Below are 19,193 nucleotides of genomic sequence, written 5' to 3' on the forward strand. Positions count from 1 at the left end.
GGGCCACCGCCCGGCGGACCACGGACACTGAGCCGCCGCCGGCGCGACACGCCTGGCGGCCCAGGCGTATTCAACCCATGGGGTCAGAGACGGAAACGACCGACCAGGGTATTGAATGACAGAGCCAGGTTGGACAGTTCCTGGCTCGAAGCATTGGTCTGGTTCGCTCCAGCCGCAGTCTGGGTGGAGAGATCCTGGATGTTCACCAGGTTGCGATCAACCTCGCGGGCCACATGGGCCTGCTCCTCGGACGCCGTGGCAATCACCAGGTTACGGTCATTGATCTGCGAAATACCGTCGGCGATCTGCTCCAGTGCCTCGCCAGTGGCCCGGGCCAGGCTCTGGGTCTCGGTCACCAGCGCCTGGCTCTTGCCCATGGCGTCGACCGCGCTGTCGGCACGATCCTGTACCGCGTGGATCATGCTCTCGATTTCACCGGTGGACGCCTGGGTGCGCGCCGCCAGGGCGCGAACCTCATCGGCCACCACGGCAAAGCCCCGGCCCTGCTCCCCGGCGCGGGCAGCCTCGATGGCCGCGTTGAGCGCCAACAGATTGGTCTGCTCAGCGATCCCGCGGATCACATCCAACACTTTGCCGATATCACGAACCTGCACGGCAAGATCCCTGACCAGCCCGGTGGACGCGGTGATTTCCTGGGTTGCGGTGTTGATCGCCTGCACCGCGCTACGGGCCTGATCACGGCCGCTGCTGGCCTGCGAACTGGTCGATTGCGACGCCTGCGAAGTGGAGACCGCGTTACGGGCCACTTCCTCGACCGCCGACGTCATCTCAGTCACAGCGGTGGCCGCCTGCTGGATTTCGTCATTCTGCCGGGTCAAGGCACGACTGCCGTCATCGGTGACTGCCGTCAGTTCCTCGGCGGCGGAAGCCAACTGGTCCGAAGCGCTGGCAATCTGCTGGATGGTGGTCTTCAAGCTCGCCTGCATGTCCCCCAAGGCCTTGAGCAACTGGCCGGCCTCGTCGCGACTGCGGCTGGTGATGTGCTGGGTCAGGTCGCCCTGGGCGATGCGCTGTGCGCAATCGACCGCCGTGGTAATCGGTCGACTAATCAGGCGGCTGATAAACATGCCCAACAGCAGCGCGGCGATAAACGCCACGACGATGCCGCTGTACAACACGGTCTTGGCCGTCGCCTCCTGCCGCGTGGCGGCCTTGGCGTCTTCGCTGATCTGACGGTCATTGGAGTCGATCATGATGGTCAACTGGTCCATCACCTTGCGATAAGCCTTCTGCAAGTCACCGAGCAACAGGGTGCGGCCGTTCTCCAGGTCGCCAGCCGCCATCATCGCCACGTACTGCTGCACCATGGCCTGGTAGACAGGCCAATCGCGGGCCATCTGGTCGCCGGCGATGCGCTCGTCTTCAGCCAGATTGCCTTTGCGGTAATCGGCGAAAGCCTTTTCGCTGGCCAACTGATTGGCTTTCATCGAAGCGAGAAACTCATCCTTCATGCTCTGCGGAGCATTGCCGGCGGTAGCGACATACAGCCGGTACATGTCGCGCGTCTGGCCGACCGCCTTGGTCTTGGTCTGCGACGTATTGGCAACCGAGACCAGGTTGTTGTTGAACACCGCCTGCAGGCGTGCCGAAAGCGCGGAAACACCACTGACCCCAAGCAGGCCCACGGCCAGCGTGATCAAGGCACAGAGGAAAAACGAGGTAATCAGTTTGGTCGAGAGTTTTGCATCATGGAGCCAGTTCATCGGTGGATCCTCATGGGTGCTGGTCCAGCAGCCCTGTTATGTGTGCATTTCCCTGCCCCGCGTAACGCCAGGTAAAGGGCCTGTGTCCGGATTCCATCGCCGCTCGAGTCCGCCCATCTACAGGGCACTGCTGGCACGACGCTTGATGGTTTTTCGTCATGTCGTCGTACAACTAGGCAAAAATACAAGCCAAACCCCCTGCTCACCCTTAAGTTAGGTAACGACGATTCCTGCCTCTCCTGCCGGTTGCATTGACAACAATTTTGACTCACACCTTCTAAAACACACGAACTAGAGCCATTTGTTTAAAAAAATAAATAGTGGCCCTTAGCTATATTCGTTGAGAAATGTTACAGCATGTGAAATATTGATCGCAATATACGACATCGTATAACTGATGCAATTCTTGACGAACCGAAGGTCACGCGTCGAAGCCCAACCGTGAGGAGTGACACATGCATCCGCAGAGGAGGGGTCAGCCATTGCCCGGCGTGCGCAAGGCGAAGCCCATGAGAAATATGCTTGCGGGCGGCCTGGCCCTGATGATGATCAGCCTCGCGATCCACGGCGAGACGCTCGACACCAGCGCCTCGCCCGGCAAACGGCTGGCGGTAGCCGCCGATTGCGTGGCCTGCCATAGCACCACCGACGGCAAGCCCTTTGCCGGCGGGTACCCGATCAACTCGCCGATGGGCGTCATCTACTCGACGAACATCACCCCTTCCAGAAGCGCCGGTATCGGTCATTACAGCCAGGCCGATTTCGCCCGCGCCGTGCGCGACGGCGTGACCCCGGACGGTACTCACCTGTACCCGGCAATGCCCTACACCGCCTACACGAAGATGACCGACAGCGATATCGCCGACCTGTACCAGTACTTCATGAATGAAGTCGCGCCGGTGGATACGCCCAGCCCCAAGACCGAACTCGACTTCCCGTTCAATATCCGCGCCTCGATGCTCGGCTGGAACGCGCTGTTCCATAGCCAGAAACGCTTCGAAGCGGATCCGGGCAAGTCCGCAGTGGTCAATCGCGGCGACTACCTGGTCAATGCACTGGCCCACTGCGACACCTGCCATACCCCACGCAACCTCCTGATGGCCGCGGATAACAGCAAGGCGCTTTCCGGTGGTTCGCTGGGGGCCTGGTACGCCCCGAACATCACCTCGGACAAGATCAGCGGGATCGGTGCCTGGTCGAGCGATGAGCTCGTGGCCTATCTGCGCAGCGGTCATGTGGAGGGCAAGGCGCAGGCTGCCGGGCCCATGGCCGAGGCGGTCGAGAACAGCCTGCAATACCTCGGCGAGGATGACCTCAAGGCCATCGCCGCCTACTTGCTGCAGACTCAGCCAATCGCCACCGGAGAACGCCAGGCCCGTCATACCTTCGGCCAGGCCTCGAACGACGAACTCAACCTGCGCGGCGGCAAGCCGCAGGACAATCCGGGCTGGCACATCTTCAGCGGCACCTGCGCCAACTGTCACCAGGCCAACGGCCAGGGCACCCGCGAGTACCCATCGCTGTTCCACAACACCGCGACCAGCCGCCGCGACAACCTGATCGCGACCATCGTCCACGGCGTGCATCGCGAAGTCGACGGCGTGGCAATCGACATGCCGGCCTTCGGTCCCGGTGCGCTGTTCACCGATCGCCTCGACGACCAGCAGATCGCCGATGTCAGCAACTACGTTCTGTCCCGCTACGGCAATGCCGGCTTGAGCGTGACTGCCGCCGATGTGGCACAGGTGCGCGAAGGCGGACCCAAGGCCCCTATCGCCGTGCTGGCACGCTACAGCGTACCGGCACTGGTTGTGCTCGGCCTGCTGATCCTCCTGGGGCTTTACAGACTCAAGGCTCGTCGCCGGCTGCAGGAGGCCTGAGCAATGGATACTTCAATGACAAACAGACACATGCCCGTTTCATCCACACCCTCCGGCAAGCTGTCCCGCCGCAGCCTGCTGCGCGGGTCGATCACCCTGGGCCTGGCGGCCCTGGTCGGTGGCCTTGGCCCCTGGCAATCGGTGCTGGCCGAGGGCGACCAGGACTTTATCGTCCTGTCGCAATTCCTCGTCAGCCGTCCAGTCAACCCGATCCTGGCGGCACGCTACTACCGCGCCCTGAGCCAGCGCGCACCGAACTTCAGCGGCAATGTCGGCGCCCTCAGGCAACTGGTCGACGGGCAGGGCTTCAAGCATGTGGATGAATACCTGGCCCAGGCCAACCCGGACCCATCGTTGAAAGCGACGGCCACCAGCATCATCTCGGCCTGGTACTTGGGCATCGTCGGCGAGCTCGCCGACGCCGAACTGATCAGTTACTCCGAGGCGCTGATGTATCGCCCGACCCACGGCATTCTCATCATTCCAACCTACGGTGGTGGCCCCGACTCCTGGGGTGACAAGCCAGCCGACACGCAGGATTTCAAACTATGAGCAGCGTTGTTTATGACGCCGACGTGGTCGTCATCGGCTCCGGCGTAATGGGTGGCCTGATTGCCAGCGAGCTGGCCAAGGCGAAAAAATCCGTGATCGTCCTCGAAGCAGGCCCACGGGTGAATCGCCGCGACATCGTCGAGACCTTCCGCAATGCGCCGGTCAAGCTCTCGCTGGCCAATGCCAAGCTGCAGGGCGCCGGCTCACCCTATCCGAGCCTGCCCCATGCGCCCTCCACTTATGGTGACTACCTGCAGCAGGTCGGCCCGGTGAAATACAACACCTCCTACCTGCGGGTGGTCGGCGGCACCACTTGGCACTTCGGCTCCTCGCTGTGGCGCATGCTGCCCAACGACTTCCGCCTCAACTCCCTCTACGGACGCGGGCGCGACTGGCCAATCAGCTATGACGAACTCGAACCCTTCTACGCCCGCGCCGAAACCGAGCTGGGCGTGTCCGGGGTCGACGGCCAGGATGAAAGCGGCCAGGGTGGTGCGGCTTATCCGCCGCGCTCGATTCCCTACCCGATGGAAGGCCTGAAGCCCAGCTACATGTTCAAGCGACTCTCGAGCCTGTTAAGCAAGGGCGGCTACAACCCGATCCTCGAACCCAACGGGCGCGCCACCCGCCCCTATGGCAAACGCCCACCGTGCGCGGGCAACAACAACTGCAACCCGGTTTGCCCGATTGCCGCCAAGTACGACGGTTCGATGCATATCGACGAGGCCGAGCGCCATGGCGCCAAGGTCCTGGACAACTCGGTGGTGTACCGGATCGAGGCCGGCGACAACGGTAAGATCAGCGCAATCTGGTACATGCGCCCCGACAAGACCCAGCATCGCCTGACCGCCCGGTACTTCGTGCTGGCGGCCTATGGCATCGAATCGCCGAAGCTGTTGTTGATGTCCACGTCCGAGAAATACCCCAACGGCATCGCCAACACTTCCGATCAGGTCGGTCGCAACCTGATGGACCACACCGGCGTGAGCATGAACGTGATGACCAAGGAGGACATGTGGCCCGGCGAGGGGCCGACCCAGTTGCTGGTCTACCTGAACAGCCGCGACGGCGCGTTCCGCAAGGACTACCCGAGCTACAAGATCAAGGTCCGCAACACGGTGCCCACCTCGCAGATCACCACCAATCTGATCGCCAAGGGCGTGCTGGGCTCCAAGCTCGACGAGCAGATCCGCCTGCAGTCGGCACGCTCCCTGAACTGGGCGGTGGACTTCGAAACCCTGCCACTGCCGGAAAACCGTGTCACCCCGAGCAAGACTCGCTTCGACGCGATTGGCCTGCCGGTACCGGAGATCTACTACAGCGTTCCCGACTACTGGCACGCGGGCAAGGAAAAGGCCTTGGAGGACCTCAAGCAGTTCGCCCACCTGCTCGACGCCGACATCATCAGCACCGACGTCAACTTCCAGAACCGTCAGCACATCATGGGTACTACCATCATGGGCGACGATCCGAAGAACTCGGTGGTCGACCGCGACTGCCGTAGCCACGACCACGCCAACCTGTTTATCGCCGGGACCAGCGTGATGCCGTCATCATCTTGCGTGAACCCCACACTGACAGGCGCCGCCCTGAGCATTCGTATCGCCGATCAGTTGCTGAGGGAGGTGTAGGCAAGGTTATCGGGGCCGTTCAACCACTCGCGACCCTCGGCGATGGGTCTTGAACAAGCGCGAGTGGTAGCTCCAGGATAAAGAGCGCCCCCTTGCCCGGCCCCGCGCTCTGCGCGGTCAGCTCGCCACCCATCTCGTGCGCGGCGAGGATACAGCTGTGCAGGCCAAAGCCGTGGCCGTTGGCGCGCGTAGTGAAACCGTGCTCGAACACCCGCGCAAGATTGTCCGGCGAAATCCCCTCGCCATTGTCCTCGACCTCGACCCGCACGCGCCTATCGTCAACGACCTTCAGGCGCAGGACGATCTGCGGCGGCCGGTTCACACCCGCGTCCAGCGCCTGCTTGGCGTTGTTGATCAGATTGACCAGGATCTGCAGCACTCGGTGCTTGTCCAGTGGCATCTGCGGGACATCGCTGAACTCCTTGATCAGCGAGATGTGGTGGCGGGCCAGGGACACATCGCAAATGCGCACGACATCCTCGACCAGCTCTCGCAACGAGCCCGGCTCCAGAACGCTGGCATTGCCGGCATAGGATTGCTGGGTGGCGACGATTTCCTTGATGTGGTCGATTCGGCGGGTCAACTGCGCCAACTCGGCGATCATGCCTTGCTGCTCGATGGCCAGCGCGTCGGCCAGCTTGTCGAGATAGTCCGGTAGTGCGCGCCCTTTCGGATCACTGCTGATGAAGTCGCCGAGGTCGTCGGGATGCTCCTTCATCAACTGGACGACCTTGGCCACCCCGGGCCCCTTGGAGGTGTGCACCTTCTCGTAGAGGACCTGGGCTGACACGTTGACGCTATTGAGCACATTGCCCACGTTATGCAGCACATTGGTGGCGATCTCTGCCATACCGGCCCGGCGCGCGGTGGTGACCAGCTCGGCCTGTGCCTCACGCAACTCGTCGTTGACCTTGGCCAATTGCTGCGGGCTGGGGATCTTCAGGGCTGCCGGCACCAGCCGGACCAGGAGGATGGCGGTAATCACCGACGCTATCGCAGTGATTACCTTGACCAGCGCCGACAGCCAGTAATAGGGCTGCCAGATGGTCAGGATCTCCATCACATGGCTGGTCCCACAGGCCAGGATAAACACGCCAAAGGCCGCCAGCATCCAGTCGAAAGGCACGTCCTTGCGCTTGTGGATAAAGTAGATGAGCGTAAAGGGAATGGTGACGTAGGAGAGGGTGATCAAGCCATCGGCGATGACATTGGTCCACAGCAGATCAGGGCGCCACATATAGCAATGCCCATGGGGCATGAAGCGTTTATCGGTTAACAGAGCCAGCAGATCGTTCATGGCCACTTCCTCCCTGCGCCATTGATGCCGCCAAGTGCCGATGGGGCAAATCGCAGTCTAGCAGAGGCCTGGCTCGGTCATTTTTGAGCGAGCAAATGGACGCAAGCGGCCAAGCGCGTGCAATGGATCAGGGTGCAAACGAGCGTCACCCCGCAACATTCTGCGAAAATTTCCCCATCAATTACCACGCCACTGCATGCCCCCACGACTAACCTTCAAGAGCCGCAGGACGCGGCTCCCTATTCACTCAAGGAACGATTCATGTCGCTTGCCATTATCCATAGCCGCGCCCAGGTGGGGGTGGAGGCTCCTGCCGTTACTGTTGAGGTCCATCTGGCCAATGGCTTGCCGTCGCTGACGATGGTTGGCTTGCCGGAGGCGGCAGTGAAGGAAAGCAAGGATCGGGTACGCAGCGCGATCATCAATTCGGGACTGAATTTCCCGGCCAGGCGCATCACCTTGAACCTGGCGCCGGCGGATCTGCCGAAGGATGGCGGGCGGTTTGACCTGGCCATCGCCTTGGGAATCCTGGCCGCCAGCGTGCAGGTGCCCACCTTGACCCTGGACGATGTGGAGTGCCTCGGCGAGTTGGCGCTATCCGGTGCCGTGCGACCGGTACGCGGGGTATTGCCCGCAGCGCTGGCGGCGCGCAAGGCCGGGCGCACACTGGTGGTGCCCTGGGCAAATGCCGAGGAAGCCTGCCTGGCGTCGGGACTGAAGGTGATTGCCGTGAATCATCTGCTCGAAGCCGTGGCTCATTTGAATGGGCATACTCCGATCGACGCTTATGTTTCCAATGGGCTGCTTTGCGCCAGCAAGCCCTACCCCGACCTGAGTGAAGTACAGGGCCAGGCCGGGGCCAAGCGTGCACTCCTGATCGCCGCCGCGGGGGCGCATAACCTGTTGTTCAGCGGGCCACCGGGCACCGGCAAGACATTGCTGGCGAGCCGTTTGCCGGGGCTGTTGCCGCCGTTGGCGGAAAGTGAGGCGCTGGAAGTGGCGGCCATTCAGTCAGTCGCCAGTTGTGTACCGTTGAGCCACTGGCCGCAACGTCCCTTTCGCCAGCCACACCACTCGGCCTCCGGCCCGGCGCTGGTGGGTGGCGGATCAAAACCGCAACCTGGGGAAATCACCCTCGCCCACCACGGCGTGCTGTTTCTGGATGAACTGCCGGAGTTCGACCGCAAGGTACTGGAGGTCCTGAGGGAGCCGCTGGAGTCGGGCCACATTGTGGTTTCTCGTGCCCGTGACCGTGTACGCTTTCCGGCACGCTTCCAATTGGTGGCGGCGATGAATCCCTGTCCCTGTGGATATCTTGGCGAGCCCAGCGGCCGTTGCTCGTGTACGCCGGACATGGTGCAGCGCTACCGCAATAAACTCTCCGGTCCCCTGCTGGACCGCATCGACCTGCACCTGACCGTCGCCCGGGAGGCCACGGCGTTGAATCCCCGAAGCGAACCCGGCGATGACACGGCCACCGTTGCCGAGCAGGTGGCCGCAGCCCGGGAACGCCAGCAAAAACGCCAGGGTTGTGCCAACGCTTTCCTGGACCTGCCGGGTTTGCGTCGGCATTGCAAGTTATCCACAACCGATGAAACGTGGCTGGAAACCGCTTGCGAACGGCTCACCTTGTCACTGCGAGCCGCCCACCGCCTGCTCAAGGTTGCCCGTACGCTGGCGGACCTTGAGCGCACAGATCGAATCAGTCGGGACCACCTGGCCGAAGCGCTGCAGTATCGGCCCGCCACGTCTTGAACTGCGTCATGGCTTGCTCAGGTCAACCAGCGGCGTTTCCCGTACCTCGGTTTTTTGACCGTTCTGGATGGCGTCGATGCGCTTGAGCGCTTTATCCACAGCGCCTTTGTCCGCCAACAGGCTGTAGTGAATCTGGAATTGCTTGTGCTCTTTCGGTCCGATCGTGGGCACCAGGCCCAGTGGCCGCTGATACCGGCGGTTATAGGAAAAACTGGTGCCGGGTTCCAACCCGGTCACGTAGCCCTGGCCTTGCGTATCGGTGTTTTTCCACAGGGAGAACACCGGAAGCGTGCCGGTGTTGAAGCCCACCGACACGCCGAGGCTACCGGCCTTGTTGTGCAGGACGGTGAGCGTGTCGCCCTTGGCGTCAGCGTAGGGCACGACGTTATAAACGGTTTCGTCGTAATCCTTGGTGGGGGCCCGGTAAGTTTGCCAATCCGGCAAATCGCCCTTGGCCTTGTCGTTGAACGGCGAGACCTGCTTGACCGGCGCCACGAAACGCGCGCCCTGCTCCAGGAATGGCGTGCTGAAGTTGCTGTGATAGAGCGCCTGGTATTCCTTCGGATAGTCGCCGTTGTTGGTCAACGTGTCGCTGAGGGCGAACGTCACGCTACCCGGCTCGGTAACCAGTTCAGTCTGCACCGAGAAGTCGACCTTCTTGAAGGCCTGCTCCTTCAACTCGCCCCGCAGGGTGATGGCGTATGGAGGCTTTTCATCGATGTGCACGGTGACCTTGTTGGCCGGTATGTTGGCCGCACGACCATGCAGGGTCAGCAGTTCACCGTTGTCCATGCCGGGATGGCCGACCCATTCGTAACCACAGCGGGTCACCAACTCATTGAAACCTTCAAGCCAGCCCAACCCACCGCGACCATTGAGTTCGATGAAAGCCGGATTGACCACTTCCTTGACCGGCGAATCCCAACCCATGCGCACATTCCCGACCGACGCCTGCAGCACATTCATGCCACGGGTCGGGACGACCGAAAGCTTCAGGGTGCCGTTGTCGATATCGACGACACTGACACCCTCTTGCCGGCCACCGTGCAGGGTGCGCATCGTCACGGAAAAGGGCTTATCGGTTTTCACGCCGAGCTGCTGGCTGGTGATTTGCCAGGGCTGCGCCGCTTTATCGGTATCGAGCAGGACATAATCCCAAGCCATGGCATGGGAAGCAGCGCCCAGGGCGCTAAGGGCAACGAGGAGTTTGAGCGAAGTCATGGACACGGCCTTTTATTGGAGTTGTGCGGTTTTTATAGACTTGAAGAAACGTTTCAGCAAGCCTAAAAACAGCAAATTCCGTAAAAGAAGGAAGAATCCTAGGCAGGGACTTTGCGAGAGCGTGCTCGCGAAAGCGGTGGGTCAGCGGGTAAAGAAGTGGCTATGCCGGCGCCTTCGCGAGCAAGCTCGCTCCCACAGGGATTTGGAGTGCCCGCCAAATGCGCGAACATCCGTGAGCAAAAACTGTGGGAGCGGGCGTGCTCGCGAAAGCGCCGGATCAGTTTCGATGATGTTGGCGGTGAGATCGCCTTCGCGGGCAAGCTCGCTCCCACAGGGTTATCCGGTAGTTGCGAGCTTGATGTTCACCGCCAAACTGTGTGCAGTGCCTCAGCGGAACCGATCAACCTCTTGGCGCAGGTCCTGGGCCAATTTTTCCAGTTCCTTGGCGGTGACCGCCAGGTTCGAGACCACCTGGCGCTGTTCACTGTTGGCCATGGCGATGCTTTGCAGGTTGCTGCTGAGCAAGGTCGCGGTGCTGCTTTGCTCTTGGGTGGCGGTGGTGATTGCCGCGAATTGCTGGCCGGCGGAGCGGCTCTGTTCGTCGATACGCTCCAAGGCCGAGGCCACATTGGCGTTGCGCGACAAGCCTTCCTGCATCAACACTTTGCCTTGCTCCATCGTGCTGATGGCGTTGCCGGTTTCCTGCTGGATGCTGCTGATCATGCCGGAAATTTCGTCAGTGGCCTGACGGGTACGGGACGCCAAGCTGCGAACTTCGTCAGCCACCACGGCGAAACCACGACCCTGCTCCCCTGCACGCGCGGCTTCGATGGCGGCGTTCAAGGCCAGCAGGTTGGTCTGTTCGGCGATCGAGGTGATGACCCCGACGATACCGCCGATTTCCTGGGAACGCTGGCCCAAGGTGTTGATGACCGTAGCGGTGCTGTTCAACGCGCTGGAAATTTGCTCCAGGGACGACGACGCTTCACCCATCGAGGTACGACCGATCTGAGTTTGCTGGGCGTTCTCCTGAGCCAGGCGCTGGGTGTTGCCCATGTTATCGGCGATATCCAGCGAGGTAGCGCTGAACTCTTCCACCGCACCCGCCATGCTGGTGATTTCCCCGGACTGCTGCTCCATCCCTTCGTATGCGCCGTTGGACAACCCGGACAGGGCCTGCGCCCGGCTGTTGACCTCTTGCGAGGCTTTGCGGATGTGCTCGACCATGGTCGACAGGGCTTGGCTCATCTGGTTGAAGGCGCGGGCCAGTTGGCCGATCTCATCGTGGCTCGACACGTTCAGGCGCACGCTCAGGTCGCCGGCGCCCAACGCTTCGGCCTGACGCACCAGGTCACCCAACGGTGCCAGCTTGCTGCGCAGCAGCCACATGGCCGCGCCAACCGCCAGCAACATGGCCAACAGGCTGCCAATGGCCAGTTGCGTACCGACGCTCCAGGTCACGGCGCGAATTTCGGTTTTCGGCATGCTCGCCACCACCGCCCACGGCCCGCCCTCGAACGGCACGGCAACACTGTAGAAATCTTCGGCGGTGTCACTCCAGAACGCACCCTTACCCGGCGTCTTGACCAAGCCATTGATGGTCGTGACCGCCTGGTCCAGCGCTTGCACGCCCGCCGGCGGCACCAGCCATTTGTTTTGTTCGTCCAGCAAGGCCAGCGAACCGGTCTGGCCGATGCGGAAGCGCTTGAGGTTCTCGAACTGCGCGTTCTGCGCGTCGGTGTAATCGAATCCCACGTACAACACGGCAATGATCTTGCCGCTGCTGTCGCGTACGGGCGTGTACTGCGACATGTAGAAACGCCCGAAAAGCAGGGCCCGACCGATGTAGCTCTGCCCGCTGATCACCGGGCCGTAGGCTGGCCCGGTACGGTCGAGCACGGTACCGATGGCCCGCGTACCGTCCTGTTTACTGACTGAGGTACTGACACGAATGAAATCATCGCCGCTGCGCACGAATAGCGTGGCAACCCCGGCGGTCATCGCCTTGAAGTCATCGACTTCCTTGAAATTGTTGTTCAACACTTCGCCACCCAGGCTCAAGCCAGGGGTCTGTACACCCGCCACGGTTACCGGCTGGTCCGGATGCACGCTCAGGCCCGCGCTGAAGCGCTTTTCGAACAAACCTGCCAATCGCTGAGTGCTCTCGCGCAAGGTGCTGTGGAACGTATTGAGCTGGTCGGCCATCAGGCGCGCTTCGCTGGCCAGGTGTTCTTCACGGGTCGAGAGGTTGGCGGAATCCAGCGAACGCAAGGCAAAGACGGTACTGCCGGAGATCACGACCGCCAGTATCACGGCAAGGGCAAGGCCTAGCTGTGAGGCGATTCGGGCACGGGGTTGAGACATGACGACTCCTGGCCGAGAGACCGGATCATCCTGATCACGTCGCACGCTCGGCATTTTATTCAAGGATAAGGTGTGTTTAGCCCTTTCTGAACGAGGGTTCCATGTTCACGGATTCGGCAGCGATGGCGAATACTTGAGCGGTTTGGAAGGAATACTGCCAAGTGGCTAGCACGGACACTGCAACGTTTCAGCCTAGACGTTCCACGGCGGGTAATTGCATGGCCTTCACTTCTCCTTGGAGAAAATCACTGAGCCGGCGCAGACGTTCACCGCCGGGCCGGGTTTTCGGCCAGACGAGGTAATAGTGCTCACCACTGGCTACGGCGGTCGGCCACGGCAAGCTCAAGCGCCCCTGGGCGACATCCTCGGCCACCATCAGCAGGTCACCCATGGAGACGCCGTAACCCCGCGCCGCCGCGATCATGCCCAGCTCCAGTGTATCGAACACCTGCCCGCCCTTGAGCGAGACCTTGTCCGACAACCCCATGCGTTGCAACCAGTTGCGCCAGTCCCGGCGATCCGGCGTGGGGTGCAGCAGTTCGGCGCTGGCCAACCGCGCCACATCCCAGGGCTGATCGTTCAACAGGTTCGGCGCGCCCACCGGGATCAGTTCCTCGGGAAACAACAAACTGGCCTCCCAGTCCGCGGGAAAATGCCCGTTGCCCAGCAGCACAGCGCAATCGAAGGGTTCGGTGTTGAAGTCGACTGCATCGATGTCCATCCAGGCGCTGGTCAGTTGCACCTCGTTGCCGGGTTGCAGATGCCGGAACCGACTCAGTCGCGCCAGCAGCCAGCGCATGGTCAGGGTCGAGGGCGCTTTCATGCGCAGGATATCGTCCTCACCATGCAAGGTATGACAGGCCCGCTCCAGGGCCATGAATCCTTCACGCACGCCCGGCAGCAGCAACCGCGCCGCTTCGGTCAACTGCAGATTGCGGCCACTGCGCTGAAACAACCGACAGGCAAAGTGCTCTTCCAGCGTACGAATATGCCGGCTGACCGCACTTTGCGTAATCGACAGTTCTTCAGCGGCCCGGGTAAACGAGCTGTATCGCGCCGCCGCTTCAAAGGCTCGCAACGCATAAAGAGGAGGGAGACGACGAGACATTGGCAAGCTCCTATAGCCTTTGACGAACCCTACCAGAAAGTTCTTTAGTATGAGTTTTAATCATGCCAGCGATCTTTTTTATCCTTTTGTGCAAACGGCCACAAGCGCCGAGAATCATCGCTTTACTGCCTAGTCTGGACATGGAGTGTGATGATCATGCGGCATCCGGTGCGTACCGAACTCTGGGCCATCCTGCGGCTGGCGGGGCCGTTGATTGCCTCGCAGTTGGCACACATGCTGATGGTGCTCACTGACACCGTGATGATGGCGCGCCTGAGCCCCGAAGCCCTGGCCGGCGGCGGGCTCGGGGCGGCCACCTATTCGTTCGTGTCGATTTTCTGCATCGGCGTGATCGCAGCGGTAGGCACGCTGGTGGCGATCCGTCAGGGCGCCGGCGACGTCGAAGGGGCCACTCGACTGACCCAGGCCGGATTGTGGCTGGCGTGGCTGATGGCGTTGATGGCCGGGCTGCTGTTGTGGAACCTCAAGCCTGTGCTGCTGCTGTTTGGCCAGACCGAAACCAACGTGCTGTCCGCCGGCCAGTTCCTCCTGGCGCTGCCGTTCGCCCTGCCCGGCTATTTGAGCTTCATGGCCCTGCGCGGCTTCACCAGCGCCATCGGCCGGGCCACGCCAGTGATGGTGATCAGCCTCGGCGGCACCGTGGCCAACTTTCTGCTCAACTACGCACTCATCACCGGCCTGTTCGGCCTGCCGAAACTCGGCTTGATGGGTATTGGCCTGGTCACCGCCATCGTCGCCAACTGCATGGCCCTGGCACTGGCCTGGCATATTCATCGGCATCCGGCCTACCGGGCCTATCCGCTGCTTGAAGGGTTGTCGCGGCCGAATCGCCAATACCTCAAGGAACTGTGGCGCCTGGGCCTGCCGATTGGCGGCACCTACGCGGTGGAGGTCGGGCTGTTCGCGTTCGCCGCGCTGTGCATAGGCACCATGGGCAGCACGCCACTGGCGGCACACCAGATCGCCCTGCAAATCGTCTCGGTGGCGTTCATGGTTCCAGCGGGGATGTCGTATGCAATCACCATGCGCATCGGCCAGCACTACGGCGCCGGGCAACTGCTGATGGCGCGGCTGGCCGGGCGGGTCGGTATTGGTTTTGGTGCGGCGGTGATGCTGGCGTTCGCCATGGTCTTCTGGTTGTTGCCCAACCAACTGATCGGCTTGTTCCTGGACCACAACGACCCGGCCTTCCGTCCGGTGATCGACTTGGCCGTAAGCCTGTTGGCCGTGGCCGCGTGGTTCGAACTCTTCGATGGCGCGCAAACCATCGCGATGGGTTGCATTCGCGGGCTCAAGGATGCCAAGACCACCTTCCTGGTCGGCCTGGGGTGCTATTGGCTGATCGGTGCACCGGCGGCATGGTGGATGGCCTTCCACTTCAACTGGGGGTCGACCGGCGTCTGGTGGGGCTTGGCCCTGGGGCTGGCCTGCGCGGCGGTGAGCCTGACGGCGGCGTTTGAATGGAAAATGAAACGGATGATTCGCAGTGAGCCTGGGCTGCGGCGTTTCGAGAGCATTCAAGCCGAGTGAGGCCCCTGTGGGAGCGAGCTTGCTCGCGATAGCGGTGTATCCATTACAGTTGGGGTGGCTGACACGCCGTCATCGCAAGCTCGCTCCCACAAGGTTTGGTGTCAGACCACGACTTCCTGCGTCGATTGGTTGCCATCAAACGTCAGGTATTCAACCAATTCAGGCAGTGGCAACGGTTTGCTGATCAAGAAGCCCTGCACCTGATCGCAACCAAAACCGCGCAGCAGGTCCAGTTGCTCCTGGGTTTCCACACCTTCGGCCACCACCTCCAGGTTGAGGTTGTGAGCGAGGTTGATCATGGCATGCACCAATTTGCGGTTTTCTTCCCGTTGCTCCATGCCGCCGACGAAGCTCTTGTCGATCTTGAGCAGGGCGATGGGCAGGCTGTTGAGGTGCACGAACGAGGAGAACCCGGTGCCGAAGTCGTCCAGGGAGAAACGCACCCCCAGGCGGCCCAAGGCATCCATGGTCTGCTTGACCAGTTCGCTGCGGCGCATGACCGCGGTTTCGGTGAGTTCGAATTCCAGCCACTGGGCCTCGACGCCCCGTTCGGCAATCAGCCGGCTCAGGGTCGGCAGCAACTGGCTGTCCTGGAACTGCCGGAACGACAGGTTGACCGCCATGTGCAAGGGCGCCAGCCCCCGTTCACGCAGGGCCTGCATGTCGCGCAGGGCCCGGGAAATCACCCAGTAGCCCAGCGGTACGATCAGGCCACTCTGCTCGGCCAGCGGCACGAATTCACTCGGTGGCAGCAGCCCGCGTTCGCCGTGGCGCCAGCGCACCAGGGCTTCGAGGCCGACGATGTTGCCGTCCTCGAGGTTCAGCCGAGGCTGATAATGCAGCTCCAACTCGTCGCGACGCAGCGCCCGGCGCAGTTCGCTTTCCAGGTCGGCGAGGCTGCGGGCATTGCGGTTGATGCGCTCATTGAAGATATGAAAAGTGCAGCCTTGAGTGCTCTTGGCCTGCTGCATGGCGATGTGGGCGTGCCACATCAAGGGGTCCGCGCCGGCCTGGGCGCGGGCGTGAGCGATGCCCAGGCTGCAACCGATCAGCAGGCTTTCGCCGTCCACCCAGTAAGGTTCAGCCATGGCTTCGGTGATGCGCTCGGCCATCCACTCGGCCCGCTGCGGGGCACGGCGGGTGTCGATCAGCAAGGCGAATTCGTCGCTGCCCAGCCGCGCCAGTTGGTCGCCGGCCTCGAGTGCCCCCTTGAGCCGCGACACCACTTGCAAGATCAAGCGGTCACCGGCCTGGTGACCCAGGGCATCGTTGGCGTGGCGGAAGTTGTCCAGGTCGAGGTGACCGAGTGCCAGGCCGCGACCTTCGTTTTCAGCCAGGCGCGCCGCCAGCAAAGTCTGGAAACCCTGGCGATTGGCGATGCCGGTCAGCGGGTCCTGTTCGGCGAGGCGCTGCAGGGTGTTTTCCAGCACGCCACGCTCACGCACATGCCGCAGGCAACGGCGCAGGGTGGCTCTATCGAGTACATCGCGCACCAGCCAGTCACTGACGCCATCGGGTGCAGTCGCGGGTTCATGCTCAAGCAGCAGGACCGTCGGCAAGCGGCAGCGGCCGGGCGCCGGCTGCAACGCCGCAATGGTCAGCAATACCGCGTTACGGTTGTCTTCGAACAGGCTGCTGACCGAGTCCCAGTTTGGGGCACTGATCAGCACGACCGACGGCCCCATGGGCACCAGGCACTCGCGCAATATCACTGACCACTCAGGCGTTTCGGCCAGTAATAGCAAACGCAAGGGTTCGACAGGCGTAGACAAGCTGACTCCCTAGACTCTGCAAGGTGGTAGGCGCTGGGCATTATGACCTGCCGATCAGCAATGACCAATGGAAACGGTTCTCAAACACCTGCTTTCGGCGGTTTTTTCCATGCGAAGTCGACGTTAAACGCCAGTCCGCCCGACATCCTGCGTGAAAGTAGCAAAAGCGGCAAATGACAATGATGTGATGGGTCACAAGTCGGACAGGGCAGCACAATTCTCAGAGCCTGTTAAAATGCCGGCCCATTTCGCAAACGACTCCCTGACTCTGTCATGTCCCGACTCAATCCCCGGCAGCAAGAAGCCGTGAACTATGTCGGCGGCCCTCTTTTGGTGCTCGCCGGTGCAGGCTCCGGCAAGACCAGCGTGATCACCCGCAAGATCGCGCACCTGATCCAGAATTGCGGCATCCGCGCCCAGTACATCGTCGCCATGACCTTTACCAACAAAGCCGCCCGGGAAATGAAGGAGCGGGTCGGCGGCCTGCTGCGCGCCGGTGAAGGTCGCGGCCTGACGGTCTGCACCTTCCACAACCTGGGCCTGAACATCATCCGCAAGGAACATGCGCGGCTGGGCTACAAGCCGGGCTTCTCGATTTTCGACGAGACCGACGTCAAGGCCTTGATGACCGACATCATGCAGAAGGAGTACTCGGGCGACGACGGCGTGGACGAGATCAAGAACATGATCGGTTCGTGGAAAAACGACCTGATCCTGCCCGCCGAAGCCCTGGAAAACGCCCGCAACCCCAAGGAACAAACCGCCGCCATCGTCTACACCCACTACCAGCGCACCCTCAAGGCGTTCAACGCGGTGGATTTCGACGACCTGATCCTGCTGCCGGTCAAGCTGTTCCAGGACCACGCCGACATTCTCGAAAAATGGCAGAACAAGGTCCGCTACCTGCTGGTGGACGAATACCAGGACACCAACGCCAGCCAGTATCTGCTGGTGAAGCTGCTGATCGGCAAACGCAACCAGTTCACCGTGGTGGGCGACGATGACCAGTCGATCTACGCCTGGCGCGGCGCGCGGCCGGAAAACCTGATGCTGCTCAAGGACGACTATCCGTCGCTCAAAGTGGTGATGCTGGAGCAGAACTACCGCTCCACCAGCCGCATCCTGCGCTGCGCCAACGTGCTGATTTCCAACAACCCCCACGAGTTCGAAAAGCAGCTGTGGAGCGAGATGGGTCACGGCGACGAAATCCGCGTGATCCGTTGCCGCAACGAAGACGCCGAAGCCGAGCGCGTGGCCATGGAAATCCTCAGCCTGCACCTGCGCACCGACCGGCCGTACAGCGACTTTGCGATCCTGTACCGCGGCAACTACCAGGCCAAGCTGATCGAACTGAAATTGCAGCATCACCAGATCCCCTATCGCCTGTCAGGGGGCAACAGCTTTTTCGGCCGCCAGGAAGTGAAGGACCTGATGGCCTACTTCCGCCTGATCGTGAACCCGGACGACGACAACGCCTTCCTGCGGGTGATCAACGTCCCGCGCCGGGAAATCGGTTCGACCACCCTGGAAAAACTCGGTAACTACGCCACCGAGCGCAAGATCTCGATGTACGCCGCCACCGACGAAATCGGCCTGGGCGAGCACCTGGACAGCCGCTTCACCGATCGCCTGGCGCGCTTCAAGCGTTTCATGGACAAGGTCCGTGAACAGTGCGCCGGCGAAGATCCGATCTCGGCGTTGCGCAGCATGGTCATGGACATCGACTACGAGAACTGGCTGCGCACCAACAGTTCCAGCGACAAGGCCGCCGATTACCGCATGGGCAACGTCTGGTTCCTGATCGAGGCGTTGAAAAACACCCTGGAAAAGGACGAAGACGGCGAGATGACCGTCGAGGACGCCATCGGCAAACTCGTGCTGCGGGACATGCTTGAACGCCAGCAGGAAGAGGAAGACGGCGCCGAAGGCGTGCAGATGATGACGCTGCACGCCTCCAAGGGCCTGGAATTCCCTTACGTGTTCATCATGGGCATGGAAGAGGAAATCCTGCCGCACCGCTCCAGCATCGAGGCCGACACCATCGAAGAGGAGCGACGCCTGGCCTACGTCGGTATTACCCGCGCACGTCAGACACTGGCCTTCACCTTCGCCGCCAAGCGCAAGCAATACGGCGAAGTGATCGACTGCGCCCCGAGTCGCTTTCTCGATGAGCTGCCGCCGGACGACCTGGCCTGGGAAGGCAACGACGACACACCGACGGAAGTCAAAGTCGTCCGGGGAAACAGCGCCCTGGCTGACATACGCGCGATGTTAAAGCGCTAGAATCGACTACTTTTTTCACCGACTTCAGGCGCTGAAGGCGTCATTAGAGGAGGCT

Annotated in this window: 12 protein-coding genes and 1 pseudogene; 6 read left to right on the plus strand and 7 right to left on the minus strand. The window is 61.7% G+C overall.

Going from position 1 to position 19,193, the window contains the following annotated elements; translation table 11 throughout:
• Positions 1-83 precede the first annotated feature (83 nt).
• Together LOY70_RS30320 and LOY70_RS30325 are read right to left on the minus strand one after the other, a co-directional pair.
• Positions 84-947, minus strand: a complete 864-nt coding sequence (locus LOY70_RS30320; protein WP_413776661.1) for a methyl-accepting chemotaxis protein — start codon at positions 945-947, stop codon at positions 84-86.
• A pseudogene (locus LOY70_RS30325) lies at positions 942-1,724 on the minus strand (MCP four helix bundle domain-containing protein); the annotation flags it as partial. The pseudogene LOY70_RS30325 and the gene LOY70_RS30320, both read right to left, overlap by 6 nt.
• Before the next feature lie 509 nt (positions 1,725-2,233).
• On the opposite strand from LOY70_RS30325, the gene LOY70_RS28875 reads away from it, so the two are divergent.
• Genes LOY70_RS28875 through LOY70_RS28885 form a run of 3 tightly spaced genes read left to right on the plus strand, consistent with a single transcriptional unit; the run spans position 2,234 to position 5,787 of the window.
• A complete protein-coding gene (locus LOY70_RS28875; RefSeq protein ID WP_265032015.1) occupies positions 2,234-3,604 on the plus strand; it encodes a cytochrome c in 1,371 nt (456 codons plus the stop codon).
• 15 nt (positions 3,605-3,619) lie between these two features.
• Positions 3,620-4,156: a sorbitol dehydrogenase family protein gene (locus LOY70_RS28880; RefSeq protein WP_265032016.1), complete on the plus strand. Its 537-nt coding sequence runs from the start codon at positions 3,620-3,622 to the stop codon at positions 4,154-4,156.
• Positions 4,153-5,787, plus strand: coding sequence for a GMC family oxidoreductase (locus LOY70_RS28885; RefSeq protein ID WP_265032018.1), 1,635 nt, complete (start codon positions 4,153-4,155; stop codon positions 5,785-5,787). Before LOY70_RS28880 ends, LOY70_RS28885 begins: the two co-directional genes overlap by 4 nt.
• 19 nt (positions 5,788-5,806) lie before the next feature.
• On the opposite strand, the gene LOY70_RS28890 is transcribed toward LOY70_RS28885, so the two are convergent.
• Positions 5,807-7,084: a sensor histidine kinase gene (locus LOY70_RS28890; protein ID WP_265032019.1), complete on the minus strand. Its 1,278-nt coding sequence runs from the start codon at positions 7,082-7,084 to the stop codon at positions 5,807-5,809.
• 261 nt (positions 7,085-7,345) lie between these two features.
• On the opposite strand from LOY70_RS28890, the gene LOY70_RS28895 reads away from it, so the two are divergent.
• Positions 7,346-8,839 carry a YifB family Mg chelatase-like AAA ATPase gene (locus LOY70_RS28895; RefSeq protein ID WP_265032020.1) on the plus strand — a complete coding sequence of 498 codons (1,494 nt, stop codon included), beginning with the start codon at positions 7,346-7,348 and terminating at the stop codon, positions 8,837-8,839.
• Between the two features lie 6 nt (positions 8,840-8,845).
• On the opposite strand, the gene LOY70_RS28900 is transcribed toward LOY70_RS28895, so the two are convergent.
• The 3 genes from LOY70_RS28900 to LOY70_RS28910 form a co-directional block, all read right to left on the minus strand.
• Positions 8,846-10,060: an aldose 1-epimerase family protein gene (locus tag LOY70_RS28900; protein WP_123343548.1), complete on the minus strand. Its 1,215-nt coding sequence runs from the start codon at positions 10,058-10,060 to the stop codon at positions 8,846-8,848.
• Positions 10,061-10,447: 387 nt separating this feature from the next.
• Positions 10,448-12,424, minus strand: a complete 1,977-nt coding sequence (locus tag LOY70_RS28905; protein WP_265032021.1) for a methyl-accepting chemotaxis protein — start codon at positions 12,422-12,424, stop codon at positions 10,448-10,450.
• A 187-nt stretch (positions 12,425-12,611) separates the two neighbouring features.
• Entirely contained in the window at positions 12,612-13,532 is a 921-nt protein-coding gene (locus LOY70_RS28910; protein ID WP_025216112.1) for a LysR substrate-binding domain-containing protein, read from the minus strand.
• Between the two features lie 150 nt (positions 13,533-13,682).
• On the opposite strand from LOY70_RS28910, the gene LOY70_RS28915 reads away from it, so the two are divergent.
• Entirely contained in the window at positions 13,683-15,083 is a 1,401-nt protein-coding gene (locus LOY70_RS28915) for a NorM family multidrug efflux MATE transporter (RefSeq protein ID WP_265032022.1), read from the plus strand.
• A 101-nt stretch (positions 15,084-15,184) separates the two neighbouring features.
• Here LOY70_RS28915 and LOY70_RS28920 read toward each other — a convergent pair whose 3' ends face one another.
• The gene (locus tag LOY70_RS28920; RefSeq protein WP_123416276.1) at positions 15,185-16,855 is read right to left on the minus strand and encodes a putative bifunctional diguanylate cyclase/phosphodiesterase; all 1,671 of its coding nucleotides are present in this window, start codon (positions 16,853-16,855) and stop codon (positions 15,185-15,187) included.
• A 273-nt stretch (positions 16,856-17,128) separates the two neighbouring features.
• Here LOY70_RS28920 and rep point away from each other — a divergent pair, with 273 nt between their 5' ends.
• The gene (gene rep, locus LOY70_RS28925) at positions 17,129-19,138 is read left to right on the plus strand and encodes a DNA helicase Rep (protein WP_060740076.1); all 2,010 of its coding nucleotides are present in this window, start codon (positions 17,129-17,131) and stop codon (positions 19,136-19,138) included.
• The last annotated feature ends 55 nt before the right edge of the window (positions 19,139-19,193 follow it).

This window comes from Pseudomonas sp. B21-054, from assembly GCF_026016345.1.
GTDB lineage: Bacteria > Pseudomonadota > Gammaproteobacteria > Pseudomonadales > Pseudomonadaceae > Aquipseudomonas.